This is a genomic window from Paracoccus jeotgali, assembly GCF_002865605.1.
In the GTDB taxonomy this organism is placed as follows: Bacteria; Pseudomonadota; Alphaproteobacteria; order Rhodobacterales; family Rhodobacteraceae; genus Paracoccus; species Paracoccus jeotgali.
This window is the reverse complement of record NZ_CP025583.1, coordinates 2,818,513-2,833,263: the sequence shown is the minus strand read 5'-3', so window position 1 is coordinate 2,833,263 and position 14,751 is coordinate 2,818,513. Positions and strand designations below refer to the sequence as shown.

Below are 14,751 nucleotides of genomic sequence, written 5' to 3'. Positions count from 1 at the left end.
GGCTTCAGGACGCGTTGACAAAGCAGGCGACGCGTTGCGCCAGATCCTCGGGCGTCAGGTCGCGGTGAAAGAACTCGACCGTGCCGTGTTCGGGCAGCACCAGATAGGTGTTGGTCATGTGATCGACGAGGTAATAGTCGCTGCCGTCGTCATTCACCTTGTAGTAATTCTTCCACTGCTTGCTGACCGCGTCGATTTCCTCGACCGTTCCGGTCAGACCCAGCATGTCCTCGTGCAGGTTGTCGGTGAACTCGGCCACGACCTCGGGGGTGTCGCGCTTGGGGTCGACGGTAATGAAGACCGGCTGCGCGTCGATCCCGCGTTCGGCCAGCAGGTCGATCGCCTCGGCATTGCGGGCGCTGTCCAGCGGGCAGACATCGGGGCAGAAGGTATAGCCGAAATACAGCAGCGAGGGCTTGGTGAAGACCTGCGCATCGGTCACCCGCGCGCCGGTCTCGCTGGTCAACTCAAACGGCCCGCCAAGGGCACCTGCGCCCCCGGCCACGACGCTGGCGCGACATTGCGCGAACCGGTCGCTGTCCGCGCCGCCGCGCGTCAGCAGAAACGCCCCGCCCAGCAGCAGCAAGACCGCCACCGCCAAACCGACTATCAGTATCCGCCTGTCATTCATCGCCGTTCCCTTCCTGTCGCGGCGCATTGATCGCGCAACCGCGACCGGATATCAACGCCCTGTCTTGTCGCAGTAGGAACGCCATGCCGCTTGGCCCCGAGATCAGCCGCACGCTTGATGCCGGCATCCGTCCGCGGGCCGAGCCGATCCGCCGCCGCACGCTGGTCATGCTGCGCTGGGTGGCGCTGGCCGGGCAGTTGATCTCGATCCTCGGCGCGTTCTGGTTCGATGTGGGTTTCGCCGTTGTCCCGGCGCTTGGCGCGGTGGCGGCGGGGGCGGCGCTGAACCTGTGGATGACCGCCAACCCGGCGCGGGTGACGCAGTTCGGCGCGACCTGGCAGCTGGTCTTCGATCTGGCGCAGATCTCGGTGCTGATCGGGCTGACCGGCGGGCTGTCCAATCCGTTTGCGCTGCTGGTGCTGGCGCCGGTGACGATGGCCGCGACCGCCCTGCAGGACCGGCAGACCGTGGTGGTGGGCGCGGCGACGGTGCTGATGATCTCGCTCGCCGGCTGGTTCGCCGAGCCATTGCAGCATCCGACGCTGAACCTGGTCATGCCCCGCGTGCTGCAACTGGGTCACTGGGTCGCGATCCTGATCGGGGTGGTCTTTTTCGCCACCTATGCCCGCCGCGTGGCCAGTGAGCTTGCCACCGTGTCCGACGCGCTCTTTGCCACGCAGATGGCCCTCGCGCGCGAGCAGAAGCTGCAGCATCTGGGCGGCATCATCGCCGCCGCCGCGCATGAGATGGGCACCCCCCTGGCCACCATCAAGCTGATCGCGGGCGAGCTGAAGGACGAGCTGCAAGAGGCCCTGCCCGACCGGCTGGACCTGACCGAGGACGCGACCACGCTGGCGCGCTCGGTCGATCGCTGCCGCGAGATCATGCGCTCGATGGGCCGCGCCGGCAAGGACGACCTGCATCTGCACGCCGCCCCCCTGCCGACGGTTCTGGACGAGGCCGCCGAGCCGCATAGCGAACGCGGCATCGTCATTCGCACCCGCCTGACCTCGGACCTGCCGCCGCCGATCCTGCGCCGCGATCCGGGGCTGATCCACGGGCTGCGCAACATCATCCAGAACGCCGTCGATTTCGCCCATGCCACGGTCGAGATCGAGGCGGCGTGGGATCGCGACACGCTGACGCTGCATGTCACCGATGACGGGCCGGGCTTTCCCCCGACCATGCTGGGACGGCTGGCCGAGCCGTTCCCGGTCAGCCGCCGCAGCGACCGCCGGCCCGGCTACGAGGGGATGGGGCTGGGCCTCTTCATCGCGCGCACCCTGCTCGAGGCGACCGGCGCGCGGCTGGATTTCGACAACCAGCCCGGCGGGGCGCGGGTCTCGATCACCTGGCCGCTGGACCGGGTGCGCGCCGACGATCGCGCTGCCTTGCGTGAAAATCCCCGGATCGGGCCGGAAAGCGAAGCCGCGTTAACCCATCCTTAACGGTGAGCGTGCGAGGGTCGGCGGCAACGCGCAGCCAGGAATCGTACAGGACCGCCCATGCAGCCAGCCCTCACCGCGGCGATCTTGACCGGCAGCGCGACGCTCGCCGTCCTGCTGGCCCTGCTGGCGATGCGCTGGCTCGAAAGGCCCGCGCGGCCCGCGCTGCTGGGGTCGGATCTGGTGGCGCCCTGCATCTTTCTGTTCCGCGACGGCCAGTTGATCGACGCGACCGCCCCCGCCCACACCATCCTCGCCGGCTGCGCCCGGCCTGACCTGGCAGGACTGCGGCTGTGGCTCGCGCAGCGCTTCGACGATCTGGCCGCGCTGGATGAGACCGCCGACGGCCCGGCCCGGCGAGAGGTCTTCGGCACCGATGGCACCGGCTCGGCCCGGCTGAGGCTGGTGGTCGAGCACACGCATGACGGCGCGCTGCGGCTGACCCTGATCCAGCCCGGCTCGGAAACTGCCGGCATCGTGGTCGATTCGCTGTCGCAGCAATCGCTCGAACAGGAACTCGCGCTGCTGCGGCAGGTGCTCGACGCCGCGCCGATGCTGATTACGCGGCGGGATGAGCAGGACCGCATCGTCTGGGCCAATTCCAGCTATCTCGACGCGGCAGAGCGCAGCGGGGTCGCCCCGCTCTGGCCCCTGCCCGAGATCCTTGCCCCCGAACCGGCGGCGGCCCATGACGGCAATGACCGCCGCGCGCGGATGGACAGCCCGGATGGGGTTCATTGGTTCGACTGCTACACGCATCAGCACGGGGCTGAGACGACCAGCTATGCCCTGCCCGCCGATGCCGAGGTCAAGGCCGAACAGAACCTGCGTGAATTCCTGCAGACGCTGACCAAGACCTTCGCCGATCTGCCCATCGGCCTCGCCATCTTCGACCGAGAGCGTCATTTGCAGCTTTTCAACCCCGCCCTGATCGACCTGACCGGGCTTCCGGTCGGCTTTGTCGCGGCACGACCTTCGCTCTACAGCGTCCTCGACCAACTGCGAGAGCTGCGCATGGTGCCCGAGCCGCGCGACTACCGCAGCTGGCGCCGCCAGATCAGCACGCTGGAATCCGCCGCCGCCGCCGGCCATCACGTCGAGACATGGTCGCTGCCCGGCGGACGCACCTATCGCGTCACCGGCCGCCCGCATCCCGACGGGGCGATAGCGTTCCTGTTCGAGGACATCACCTCGGAAATCACCCTCACCCGCAAGTTCCGCGCCGATCTGGCGCTGGGGATGCAGGTTCTCGACGGTCTCGACCAGGCGCTGATTGTCTTCAACGCCATCGGTCAGGTGGTGATGTCGAACCGCGTCTATGCCGATCTCTGGGGGCCTGCCCCCCCGCGCCTCGCCGACGCGCTGCAAACCTGGCGCGGCGACTGGAACGAGGCCCCCGGCCTCGCCGAACTCACCGCCGCGCTGCAGATGGACGACGCCACGACCCGCCTGACCGGCCTGCTTCTCGGGCCGCCAAAGGCCGGGATGCTGTCATGGCACGTCACCCCCTCCCCGGCAGCAAGCGTCTGCTGCGATTCGCGCCGTCGGACGCGGCGGTAGAGAAGGGGGTTCCGGCGGTCGCTGATCCGGAGCGGCAAGAGGCTGCTGTTGCGGCGGTGTAGCGGGGGTTGCCGCGAGTGAAGCCGCGCATGTGGCGAAGAGTTCAGCAGAGGCAGGGTGTTGGTCAGGCTGGCTATCCGACTGAGGGAAGTCCAGCCGCACGACAGATGCCCATTTCTGGCGGAAATATCAATATCCCGCCATGATTTAAGCAGCGCCGTTAGCTAGACAGCGCCCTTACCTTGCCAAGCCAATCCAGTCATTTAACTCGCCAATCCATTCATCCTAATCGGCGCAGCTCGCACTTGTGTTGAAAGACCCGGATTAGGGCGGTGATCGCGCCTTGGCGGGCAGACACCTCTCCTAGCGCAGGCCGGTGTCAGGTCGAGTCGTCGACAGTGGGCGCATCGCGGTGGCGCTCGCACCGCCTCAAGGCGCCGACACAGTGCTGCCACTCGTGGCGTGGCTGACACTGAGTTTTAGCAAAGCGAAATGTGGGAGGAAATTAAGCTGTCTACTCGCGCGGCGTCGTGGCCAGCACTTCACTCCACCCACACAGTCTTCAAATAAAGCGGCAGCACGCAATACCGCATGCTGCCGCCCAACAATTTCTGCAACAGACCCGCTGCTCAGTTCGTCGCCATCGCATCCGCCATCGCATGCAACAGCTGCTCTGACGCCTCGGGATCGGCCGCGATCGGCGACAGGCGCAGCGCGCTTTGCTGGACCGCATCCGGCGCCTGATAGATCACGGCGTCATCCTTGATCGTCGCCATCACCTTCAGCCCCGACAGGGTTTCCGGATCGACCGCCGTGGGGTCCTTGGACAGCAGCACGAAATCGGCAGTCTTGCCGACCTCGATCGAGCCCTTCTCGTCCTCTTCGAAATGCTGCCAGGCCGGCCAGATCGTCATCGCCTTCAGCGCCGTCATCACGTCGACGCGCTGGTGCGGGCCCAGGATATCGCCCGACCGGGTCCGGCGGGTCACGGTGGCCGAAAGGATCCGCATGCTGTCGGGGCGGGCGACCGGCGCGTCGTGGTGGGTGGCAAACTTCATGCCGCGCTGATGGACCCAGCCGGTGGGCGAGATGTTGTCGGCATTGACCGGGCCGACAGTGTGATCACGGTGCCAGTCGCCCCAGAAGAAGGTGTGCATCGGAAACAGCGACATGAAGACCCCGAGTTTCTGATAGCTGTCGACCTGATCCTCGCGCAGGAACTGACCGTGGATCAGGACCGGGCGGTTGCCGGGATCGCCGTATGTCTTCTGCGCCTCGCCCAGTGCGGCGATCAGCATGTCCGACGCGCCCTCGCCATTGGAGTGGGTGAGGATCTGGACCTTGTTTGCGTAGCACCAGTTCACCGCGTCCTGCACCTGTTCCATGCTGACGGCGGAATAGCCGGCATAGCCCGCCGGATAGTCGCCGACCGGGTCGTAATAGGGCCGGTCGCGCAGCGCGGTGAAGCCCTGCGGCGCGCCGTCGATGGTCAGCTTGCAGCCGCCGACGCGGACATGGCCGTCATAATCCTGCGACACCGCCTCGCTGATATAGTCGCGATCCTCGAGCACGTCCGGGAAGGCCACGACGTCGATCGGCAGGTCGCCCTTTGCGTCAATGGCCTTCAGCGCCTCGACGATCGGGCGCGCGGACCGGCCGTCCTGCGCCGTGGTATAGCCGTAGCTGGCCCAAAGCTCCGCCCCGGCACGGGCAAAGGCCTCGATGCCCTCTTCGCCCAGCTTGCTCAGCATGGGCACGATGGCGGTGAAGAAGGCATATTCCTCGAGCACCCCGTTCGGCTCGCCATCCGCGCCGCGCCGGATCGCGCCGCCGTCGGGGTTCGGGCTGCTCGCGTCGATCCCCGCCACCTCGAGCGCCTTCGAGTTGGCGACGCCGATATGGCCCGACTGGTGCACGATCACGATGGGCACATCGCGCGACACGGCATCAAGATCCTCGCGCGTGGGGTGGCGCAGCTCGGCCAGCTGGGCGTCGTCATAGCCGAAGCCGATCACCAGATTGACCTTGTCCACGATCTCGGCATTGTCCGCCATCCACGCCCGCAGCACGTCCTGCAGGCTGGCGATATCGCGCACCTCGCCATCGGGCGGCGAGAGCATGTTCGCCGACAGCGCCTGCAGCCCGCCCATCACGACATGGCCGTGACTGTCGACGAAACCCGGCAGCATCGCCCGCCCCTTCAGATCGAAGCTTGCCGTTTCGGACCCTTGATGCGCGCTGACCGCGGCGAGGTCGCCGACGGCGAGGATGCGCCCATCCTTGACCGCCACCGCCTCGGCCGAGGGTTGGGCGTCGTTGATCGTCAGGATCGGCCCGCCCGAATAGATGGTATCTGCAATCTCTTGCGACCATGCCGCGCCCGCGGCGAGCATCACGCTCGCAGTCAGGAGGTAGCCAAGTGGCGATTTTTTCATGGGGGTGCCTTCTGGTTGGGGAATCCGGTTCGCGGCGAGGTTAGGCGAAGGGGTTTAAGCCTTTCCTAACGTCACCTGCTTTACCCTTCTTCGGCCAGTTTTTCAACCTGCGATAGAAATTTCCCCGGCGGAACGGAACGATCCGCCGGAGCGTTGGCTTTGTTGATCTCGTTTCGCTCTGACGCTCAACCGTGATCGGCCGGAGATGCGCAGCCCGACAACCTCAATTGGACAAAGGAAGACTGATCATGCTGGACAAGGTGGACGTCGCGATCATCGGTGCGGGCACGGCGGGACTGGCGGCGCTGCGCGAAGTCCAGCGCAGGTCGGACGATGTCGTGCTGATCAACAAGCCGCCCTATGGCACCACCTGCGCGCGAGTGGGCTGCATGCCCTCGAAGGCGCTGATCGCCTCCGCCAATGCGTTTCACGCGCGGACCATGCTGGACACCTTCGGGATCGCGGGGGCCGACCAGCTGAGGGCCGACATTCCCGCCGTCATGACGCGGGTCCGCGAGCTGCGCGACTACTTCGTTCAGGGCGTGCTGAAATCGATCAAGGACCTGGGCGACCGCAATATCGAGGGTCAGGCGCAGCTTGACGGGCCGAACCGGGTGGTGGTGGACGGCCATGAGATCGAGGCGCGCCAGATCATTCTGGCGCCGGGGTCCAGCCCCATCGTGCCGAAACCGTGGCAGAAATTCAGCGATCACATCCTGACCACCGACAGCCTGTTCGAGGCGCGTGACCTGCCTGCGCGGATGGGCGTGATCGGGCTGGGGGCGATCGGCGTCGAGATGGCGCAGGCGCTGTCGCGACTGGGGATCGAGGTTCACGCCTTTGACGGCTCGGACCGCATGGCTGGGATCTCGGACGACAAGGTGGCCGACACGCTGCGCCAGTCGCTGTCGCAGGAATTCGCCATTCACCTCGGCGTCGAGGTCGATCTGGCCGAGGCGGATGAGGGCGTGAAGATCACCTGGGGCGATGAAAGCGTCGTGGTCGACAAGGTTCTGGTGGCCGTGGGGCGGCGGCCCAACGTGCAGGATCTGGGGCTGAACAGCCTTGGCGTGGCGCTGGACGACAAGGGGATGCCCGAGGTCGATCCCAACACCATGCGGATCTGTGACACGCCGGTTCTGTTCGCCGGCGACGCCAACGGCATCCGCCCGATCCTGCACGAGGGCGCGGATGAGGGGCATATCGCCGGCCTCAACGCCACCAGCGACGAGCCGGTGCCGATGGATCGGCGGACGCCGCTGACGGTGACATTCTGCACGCCTCAGGTGGCCTCGGTCGGCCAGCGGGCGGGGGATCTTGATCTGGACGACTGTCTTGTCGGCGAGTTCAATTTCAGCGCTCAGGGGCGCGCGCGGATCATGCAAGAGAATTACGGTCTGCTGCGGATCTATGCCACGCGGGACCAAGGCCGCCTGCTGGGGGCAGAGATGGCGGTCCCGGCGGCCGAGCACACGGCGCATCTGCTGGCACTGGCGGTCAAGCAGCGGTTGACGGTCTATGATCTGCTGGGGATGCCCTTCTATCACCCCACCCTCGAAGAGGGGCTGCGGACGGCCCTGCGCAAGATCGCGCGGCAGCTTCCGCCCTGCGGCATCTCGGATCTCGCCGGCTGTGCGCCGTTAAATGCCGAGGCGCTGGAGTAGGTAAAGCGTCGGTCGGCGGTGGATGTTGATCTAGTGAGGAAGTGACGCGGCAGCGCGTTTGAACGACGCGCTGCGGGCTTGTTTGACACAAGGCGCGTGGCTGGGGGTTCAAAGCCAGCGGGAATCTGATCGGCCCACTCAAGCCCTGGTCCCCCGCTCCGACCGCGATCACCGTGCCTCGCTCAACCCTCTCAGAAACGGTTGGCCGGGATCTTGAAGTAGCTGCGCCCGTCATCCTCCGGCTCGGGCAGATGGCCGCCGCGCAGGTTGACCTGCAACGCGTGCAGCATCCGGTCCGGCAGCGCCAGCGTCGCGTCGCGTTCCTCGCGCGTCTTGATGAACTCCGCCTTCTCCGTGCCGGATTTGACGTGGATGTTGTCCCGCTTATGCTCTGCGACGGTCGCTTCCCAGGCCGGTTCCTCGCGGTCGCCCTTGCCGTAGTCATGGCCGACAAACAGGCGCGTGTCGTCGGGGCGCGACAGGATCGACTGGATGCTGTCCCACAGCTCCTCGGCGTTGCCGCCCGGGAAATCGGCCCGCGACGAGCCGCTGTCGGGATACATCAGCGTGTCATGCACGAAGCCGGCATCGCCGGCGAAATAGCTGATCGAGCCGAGCGTGTGGCCGGTCGCCAGTTCGACGCTCACCTGAACATTGCCGATGTTGAAGCTTTCGCCATCCTCGAAAAAACGATCGTAAAACGGCTTCGGGTCGAGGTCCGGCAGGTTGTAGATCTCGCGCCACAGCTCGGCGATTTTCATGGTGCGGGCGCCGATGGCGTTGGGCAGCCCGGTCTGCTCCTTCAGCCACGCCGCCGCAATCATGTGGTCGGCATGGGGATGCGTGTCGAGGATCTGGACCAGATCGAGCCCCTGTTCGCGGACCAGATCCAGCACCTTCTGCGCGCTTTCGGTCGAGCTGCGCGCCGACCGGGGGTCGAAATTCAGCACCACGTCGATGACCGCCGCCTTTTTCGTTTCGGGACAGGCCATCACATACTGGATCGAGCCGGTATCCGCCTCATAGACCCCCCAGACATCCGGGAACCCGGCGCCGGTTGAGGGGCTGTAACGGGTGAAGTGCTGATAGTCGGACATGGCTGGCTCCTTTCCTGCGGTGGTCGGGCGGCTAGGGTCAGGCGGACCGCCAGATCTTGCGACAGATCGCCCGATCCGACGGATCAGACACAAGATGCAGGCCGATCCGCCGGGATATGAGCGGATCACGGCCCTCGGTCTGGTGCAAGAGGGCGCGTCGTCGCAGACGCGAAACGCCCCCCTTTCCAACGCCCCCGCCGCTGGGATTCCGTTGCTTAGCGCAATTCCCGTAAAAGCGGGTCCATGACAGCCATTCTCTTGCGATTTGGCCCGACATGGATTATTTCATATGAAATAATAAGACGAGGTCATCGCGTTGCGCATGAACACCTTTTTCCCCTATCGCCTCGCTGTCGCTGCCGAAGCCTTCTCGCGTCAACTCGTGGAGGTCTACGGGCGGACATATGGGCTCTCGCGCGAAGAATGGCGGCTGCTGTTCCTGCTGGACGATGTGGAGTCGCTCGACTCGCTCGAGGTGGCGCAGCGGACCTCGCTGGACAAGGTGCAGGTCAGCCGCGCGGCCAGCAAGCTAGAGGAAAAGGGGCTGATCACGCGCGAGGTGCACAGCACCGACCGCCGTCTGCGCCGCTTTGCCGCCACGCCAGAGGGCCACAAGCGCTTCCGCATGGCCTTCAAGGAGGTCGAGCGTCGCGCCGAGGAGATCCTCGGCGCCATCCCCGAGGAGGAGCGGGCCGCGCTGTTTCGCGGCATCGAGGCGCTGCATCGGGCGGCAACGGATCGGCCTTTGCGCGACGGGACAGGGGACGACGCGGGCGGGGCAGACATCGACGCCGATGGGTCTGCGCGTCTCCACAAGCCATAGGCAGCGACGGCCCCGATCCGCAATCAGCGGTCTGCCGAGTTTTCATTGACATCGTTGCGCTCGCAACCTTATTCTCGTTTCATATGAAACGGGCGCGGGTGGATTCGACGACGGCTAGCTGCGGCCACGGGATCGGCCTGGCCGCCGAAGCGCTCCCCTAGCGGTGTCGCGTCATCTTCCGCCCATCCACCCGCCGCATCCTTCCGTCGCAGGAGTAACCGCCATGACTGAACCGCCCTCGACCACCGCCGCCGCCGGCGAGATCGTTCTGCATGACTACTGGCGCTCGTCGGCCGCCTACCGGTTGCGGATCGCGCTGGCACTGAAAGGGATCGGCTATCGCAGGGTCGCGGTCGATTTGGTCGCGGGCGCACAGCGCGACCCGCGCCATGTCACGCTGAATCCGCTGGGCCGGGTTCCGGTGCTGGAAATCGACGGGCTGACGCTGACCCAGTCGCTGGCGATCATCGACTATCTGGACGAAACGCGGCCATCGCCGCCCCTGCTGCCCGCCGAACCCGCCGCGCGGGCGCAGGTCCGGGCGCTGGCCTTGGCGGTGGCCTGCGACATTCATCCGATCTCGAACCTGTCGGTGCTGACCCGCGTCGAGGAACTGGCTGGCGCCGAGGCCAAGGCCCGCTGGAACCACGACAACATTGCCCAAGGCTTGGCAGCGGTCGAGCGGATGCTGGATCATCCCGGCTTCACCGGCCGGTTCTGTCATGGCGACAGCCCGACCCTCGCCGACTGCGTGCTGGTGCCACAGCTTTACAACGCTACGCGGTGGGGTGTCTCGCTGAAGGATCTGCCCCGGATCCGCCAGGTGCAGCAGAGCTGTGCCGCGCTTGCCGCCTTCCGCGATGCCGCACCGGAACGCGTGGCGCCGGTGGCGGATACCGCCCCGCCCCGGCAGGCTGACCGCCGTCTGACATCTTGCGATTTGCGCCGGATCAGCCCCCCATCAAATCAGTTGCATTTGAAACGGTTTCAAGGTAACAAGAATCGCAAGGGCCAACGGCCCGCGCTCGGGACGGAGGGACCATGAGCAAGCAAGTCGCATATTCCGGTGACGTGACCCGACAGCGGGATGGCATCAGCGATTTCCGGGTTTCTGCCCGCGTCGTCATGACCTGTCAGGCGGACCGCGCCAGGGTGGGACAGCACCCCATGCCCGCGCCGACCACCAAAGCCACGCCCCCGTCCGCACCCGCCTCGCACCCGCCCGCCGCCCGCGCGCCGTTGCCTGCCCACCGCAGCGCCGCTTGTTGCCGCGGCCACTCTGAACCCTGATCATGCAGAACTGGAGGACTACGATGAACGCCCCAACGCTCAAGATCGACCGCATCCACCACGTCGCCTATCGCTGCCGTGACGCCAAGGAGACGGTCGAGTGGTACACCAAGAACCTGAACATGGATTTCGTCCTGGCCATCGCCGAGGACGAGGTGCCCTCGACCCATGAACCCGACCCTTACATGCACCTGTTCCTGGATGCCGGGAACGGGAACGTGCTGGCGTTCTTCGAACTGCCGACCAAGCCGGAAATGGGCCGCGACCCCAACACCCCGAAATGGGTCCAGCACATCGCCTTCAAGGTGAAGGACCGCGAGACGCTGGTCGCCTTCAAGGATCATCTGGAAGCCAACGGCGTCGAGGTTCTGGGCGTGACCGATCACGCGATCTTCCACTCGATCTATTTCTTCGATCCGAACGGGCACCGCGTCGAACTCGCCTGCCCCGACCCCGAGGAAGAGGCGATGCTGGCCAAGCTGGACGCGGTCAAATGGGACATGCTGGAGGAGTGGTCGAAGACCAAGCGTGCGCCCAAGCATGCCGACTGGCTGCACGCCAAGGAACGCGCCAAGGATGTGAAACCCTCGGGCATCCATTCCTGACGGCGGACCCCACCGCGATGGCAGCGCGCGCTTGCGTGGCGCGCGGGCCCGCCGCACCGTTGGACCTGCCGGCGGAACCCTGCGGCAAGGACGCAAGAGCGGGCGCATGCGCCTGACATCCGACCCCGAACGGGGCTGACGACCAACCAAGGAGGAGATCTGAAATGAGAATTGCAAAGCTTGCCCTTGCCGGGCTGTTGATGATGACCGCAGCACCCGTGATGGCGCAGGAACTGGTCCTGTCGTCCTGGCTGCCGCCGAAACATCCCATCGTCGTCAATGCGCTGGAGCCTTGGGCCGAGGATGTCGAAAAGGCCACCGAGGGCCGCGTCACGATCCGCATCCTCGGCAAGCCGCTGGGCACCCCGCCGGCGCATTTCGAGATGGCCAAGGACGGCATCGCCGACATCACCTATGGCCTGCATTCCTTTACCGAGGACGACCGCTTCACCAAGGCGCGTCTGGGTCAGTTCAGCCTGCTGGGCGATGACGCCGTGGCCGACTCGAAAGCCTTCTGGACGATCTACACCGGCAAGCTGGATGCGGCCAAGGAACATGCCGGCACCAAGCTGCTGTCGCTGTGGATGCACGGGCCGGGGGTCTTTCACAACAACAAGCTGAAGATCGAAAAGCCCGAGGACATGGCCGGTCTGAAGATCCGCGTCCCCGGTGGCTATGTCAGCGAGTTGATGAGCGCGATGGGCGCCACGCCGCTGTTCATGTCCTCGCCCGAGGTCTACGAAAAGCTCTCGCGCGGGGTGATCGACGGCGTGACCTTCACCTATGAGGCCGTGACCGCCTTCAACCTGACAGATTATATCAAATACACGATGACGGTCCCCGGCGGCATCTACAACACCACGTGGTTCATGGTCATGAACGAAGGCAAGTGGAACGAGCTGAGCGACGAGGACAAGGCCGCCATCGAGCCGCTGATCGGCGAGGCGCTGGCCGCGCGGGTGGGCGAGGCGTGGAACGCCGCCGACACCGCCGCCATCGAAGAGATGAAGGCCGCAGGCATCGAGATCTATCCGGCGCCCGAGAGCGTGGTGGAAAAGATGCGCGAGGCGGCGACCCGGCTGGAACAGGAATGGGCCGCCGAGATCGGCAGCGAGTATGACGGGGCCGCCGCGCTGGCCGAGTTCCGCCAGATGACGGGCGTCGCGCAGCAATGACCCGGCCGCCCGACCGCAAGCCCGGCCGGTTCCTTCCCGGCGATGTCGACGAGGAAGGCACCAGCTGGTCCCGGGGCGGCACCGGTCCCGCCGCGCTGAACCAGCCCGAGGACGTGCCCGACCACATCCCGGGTCGGGTGCCCCACCAGCGCCGCACCGATTACCGGGTGCTGTCGCTGATCGCGGCGGTGCTGATCGCGGTGATGATCGGCGTCACCTGCGTCGATGTGGTCGGGCGCTATCTACTGAACGCGCCCTTCGGTCCGGCCTACGAGCTGACGCAGCTGGCGCTGGCGGCGCTGGTCTTTATCGCCCTGCCGCTGACCACCGCCGATGGCGGCCATGTCGAGGTCGATCTGGCGCTGCACCTGTTCCGCCGCCGCATCCAGCGTCTGCTGGGTCGGCTGGCGGGCTGGGTGTCGGCGGTGGTGCTGGCCTATTTCGCCTGGCGCATGGTGCTGCTGGGGCTGAACCAGATCGGCGACGGGGCGCGGACGGCGGATCTGGGTCTGCCGCTGGCACCGCTTGCCTTCCTTGCCGCCGCCAGCTGCGGGCTGTCGGCGATCATCATGGCCGTGCGGAGTCCCGAATGACCGTTTCCCTGATCGCCTTTGCGGTTCTGCTGGCGCTTGTCTTTCTGCGCGTCCCGATTGCCTTTGCGATGGCCCTTGTCGGCGGTCTGGGCTTTGCCCTTCTGCGCGGCATCGCCCCCTCGGGCGCGATGGTCGGCAACGCGGTGTTCGAGACCGGGCTGAACTATTCCCTGTCGGTGGTGCCGCTGTTCATCTTCATGGGCAATGTGCTGGCCGGATCGGGCATCGCGCATGGGCTGTTCGCCGCCGCCGACCGCTTGTTCGGCCGGATGCGCGGCGGGCTGGCGATGGCCACGGTGCTCAGCTGCGGGGGCTTTTCCGCCGTCTGCGGCTCGTCGCTGGCCACGGCCGCGACCATGTCCAAGGTCGCCATGCCGTCGATGCGCCGCTTTGGCTATTCCGACAGCCTCGCCACCGGCTCGATCGCCGCGGGCGGCACGCTGGGCATCCTGATCCCGCCCTCGGTCGTGATGATCATCTTCGGTCTGCTGACCGAGGCCGATATCGGCAAGCTGTTCCTCGCCGGCATCCTGCCCGGCCTGATCGGCATCATCGGCTATCTGATCGCCGTCGTCGTCGCCGTGCGCCGGCGCCCGGATCTGGCGCCGCCGGTGTCGGACGTGACGCCGATGTCGCGCCGCGACGTGATCGGCGTGGTTTCGGTGCTGGCGCTGTTCGCCTTCATCATGATCGGCATCTATGGCGGGCTGTTCACGCCCATCGAGGCCGCGGGCATGGGCGCGGCGGCGGCGCTGCTGATCGCGCTGACCACTGGCGGGCTGGACCGCTCGTCGCTGTGGACGGCCTTCGTGGACAGTGCCACCGCGTCCGCGATGATCTTCGCCATCATCATCGGGGCCGAGATCTTTGGCAACTTCATCACCTTCGCCGGCCTGCCAAGCGCGCTGTCGGACCTGATCGAACAGATGGGGCTGGGGCCGTGGTCGGTGCTGCTGGTGATCGTGCTGATCTATCTGCTGCTGGGCTGTGTGCTGGAAAGCCTGTCGATGATCCTGCTGACGGTGCCGGTCTTCTATCCGCTGGTCATCAGCCTCGATTTCGGGGTGGCCGCGCTGCAGGACCCGGATGCGATCCTGATCTGGTTCGCCGTCATCGTCGTCGTCGTGACCGAGATCAGTCTGATCACCCCGCCCATCGGGATGAACGTCTTCGTGCTGCGCTCGGTGCTGCCCGATGTGCCGCTGAAGACCATCTTTCGCGGGGTCTACCCGTTCTGGTTCGCCGACATCGCGCGGCTTGCGATCATCATCGCGGTGCCGTGGCTGTCGCTGGTGCTGACCGGCTGAACCCGTGGCAGACCGACCCGGCGGCGCAAGCGGCCGGGTCGCGGCAGCCAAATAGCGCAGCCAGAGCCTCGACAGAGATCAACGGCTTTTCATTCGCGTGAAAAGCTGGAAGGTTCTGCCTTCGGG

Annotated in this window: 12 protein-coding genes; 9 read left to right on the top strand and 3 right to left on the bottom strand. The window is 66.1% G+C overall.

The window, feature by feature from the left end; translation table 11 throughout:
• Window positions 1-4: 4 nt before the first annotated feature.
• A complete protein-coding gene (locus tag CYR75_RS13605; RefSeq protein ID WP_101500537.1) occupies window positions 5-631 on the bottom strand; it encodes an SCO family protein in 627 nt (208 codons plus the stop codon).
• An 83-nt stretch (window positions 632-714) separates the two neighbouring features.
• Between CYR75_RS13605 and CYR75_RS13600 the strand changes: the two genes are divergently transcribed.
• The gene (locus tag CYR75_RS13600; protein WP_101500536.1) at window positions 715-2,079 is read left to right on the top strand and encodes an ActS/PrrB/RegB family redox-sensitive histidine kinase; all 1,365 of its coding nucleotides are present in this window, start codon (window positions 715-717) and stop codon (window positions 2,077-2,079) included.
• Window positions 2,080-2,136: 57 nt separating this feature from the next.
• A complete protein-coding gene (locus CYR75_RS13595) occupies window positions 2,137-3,636 on the top strand; it encodes a PAS-domain containing protein (protein ID WP_101500535.1) in 1,500 nt (499 codons plus the stop codon).
• 629 nt (window positions 3,637-4,265) lie between these two features.
• Here CYR75_RS13595 and CYR75_RS13590 read toward each other — a convergent pair.
• On the bottom strand, window positions 4,266-6,071 hold the full coding sequence (locus CYR75_RS13590) for an amidohydrolase (protein ID WP_101500534.1): 1,806 nt from the start codon (window positions 6,069-6,071) through the stop codon (window positions 4,266-4,268).
• A gap of 248 nt (window positions 6,072-6,319) precedes the next feature.
• Here CYR75_RS13590 and CYR75_RS13585 point away from each other — a divergent pair, with 248 nt between their 5' ends.
• The gene (locus tag CYR75_RS13585) at window positions 6,320-7,735 is read left to right on the top strand and encodes a dihydrolipoyl dehydrogenase (protein ID WP_101500533.1); all 1,416 of its coding nucleotides are present in this window, start codon (window positions 6,320-6,322) and stop codon (window positions 7,733-7,735) included.
• Between the two features lie 191 nt (window positions 7,736-7,926).
• Here CYR75_RS13585 and CYR75_RS13580 read toward each other — a convergent pair whose 3' ends face one another.
• Window positions 7,927-8,832, bottom strand: coding sequence for an MBL fold metallo-hydrolase (locus CYR75_RS13580; protein WP_101500532.1), 906 nt, complete (start codon window positions 8,830-8,832; stop codon window positions 7,927-7,929).
• 322 nt (window positions 8,833-9,154) lie between these two features.
• Between CYR75_RS13580 and CYR75_RS13575 the strand changes: the two genes are divergently transcribed.
• The 6 genes from CYR75_RS13575 (at window position 9,155) to CYR75_RS13550 (ending at window position 14,625) form a co-directional block, all read left to right on the top strand.
• Window positions 9,155-9,655, top strand: coding sequence for a MarR family winged helix-turn-helix transcriptional regulator (locus CYR75_RS13575; protein ID WP_225972739.1), 501 nt, complete (start codon window positions 9,155-9,157; stop codon window positions 9,653-9,655).
• A gap of 223 nt (window positions 9,656-9,878) precedes the next feature.
• Window positions 9,879-10,700, top strand: a complete 822-nt coding sequence (gene maiA, locus CYR75_RS13570; protein WP_101500530.1) for a maleylacetoacetate isomerase — start codon at window positions 9,879-9,881, stop codon at window positions 10,698-10,700.
• A gap of 268 nt (window positions 10,701-10,968) precedes the next feature.
• The gene (locus CYR75_RS13565) at window positions 10,969-11,550 is read left to right on the top strand and encodes a VOC family protein (protein ID WP_101500529.1); all 582 of its coding nucleotides are present in this window, start codon (window positions 10,969-10,971) and stop codon (window positions 11,548-11,550) included.
• A gap of 164 nt (window positions 11,551-11,714) precedes the next feature.
• Complete coding sequence (locus CYR75_RS13560; RefSeq protein ID WP_101500528.1) at window positions 11,715-12,725, top strand: TRAP transporter substrate-binding protein; 1,011 nt, start codon at window positions 11,715-11,717, stop codon at window positions 12,723-12,725.
• Complete coding sequence (locus CYR75_RS13555; protein ID WP_101500527.1) at window positions 12,722-13,318, top strand: TRAP transporter small permease; 597 nt, start codon at window positions 12,722-12,724, stop codon at window positions 13,316-13,318. The genes CYR75_RS13560 and CYR75_RS13555 overlap by 4 nt, the downstream gene beginning before the upstream one ends.
• The gene (locus CYR75_RS13550) at window positions 13,315-14,625 is read left to right on the top strand and encodes a TRAP transporter large permease (protein ID WP_101500526.1); all 1,311 of its coding nucleotides are present in this window, start codon (window positions 13,315-13,317) and stop codon (window positions 14,623-14,625) included. The genes CYR75_RS13555 and CYR75_RS13550 overlap by 4 nt, the downstream gene beginning before the upstream one ends.
• Window positions 14,626-14,751 lie beyond the last annotated feature (126 nt).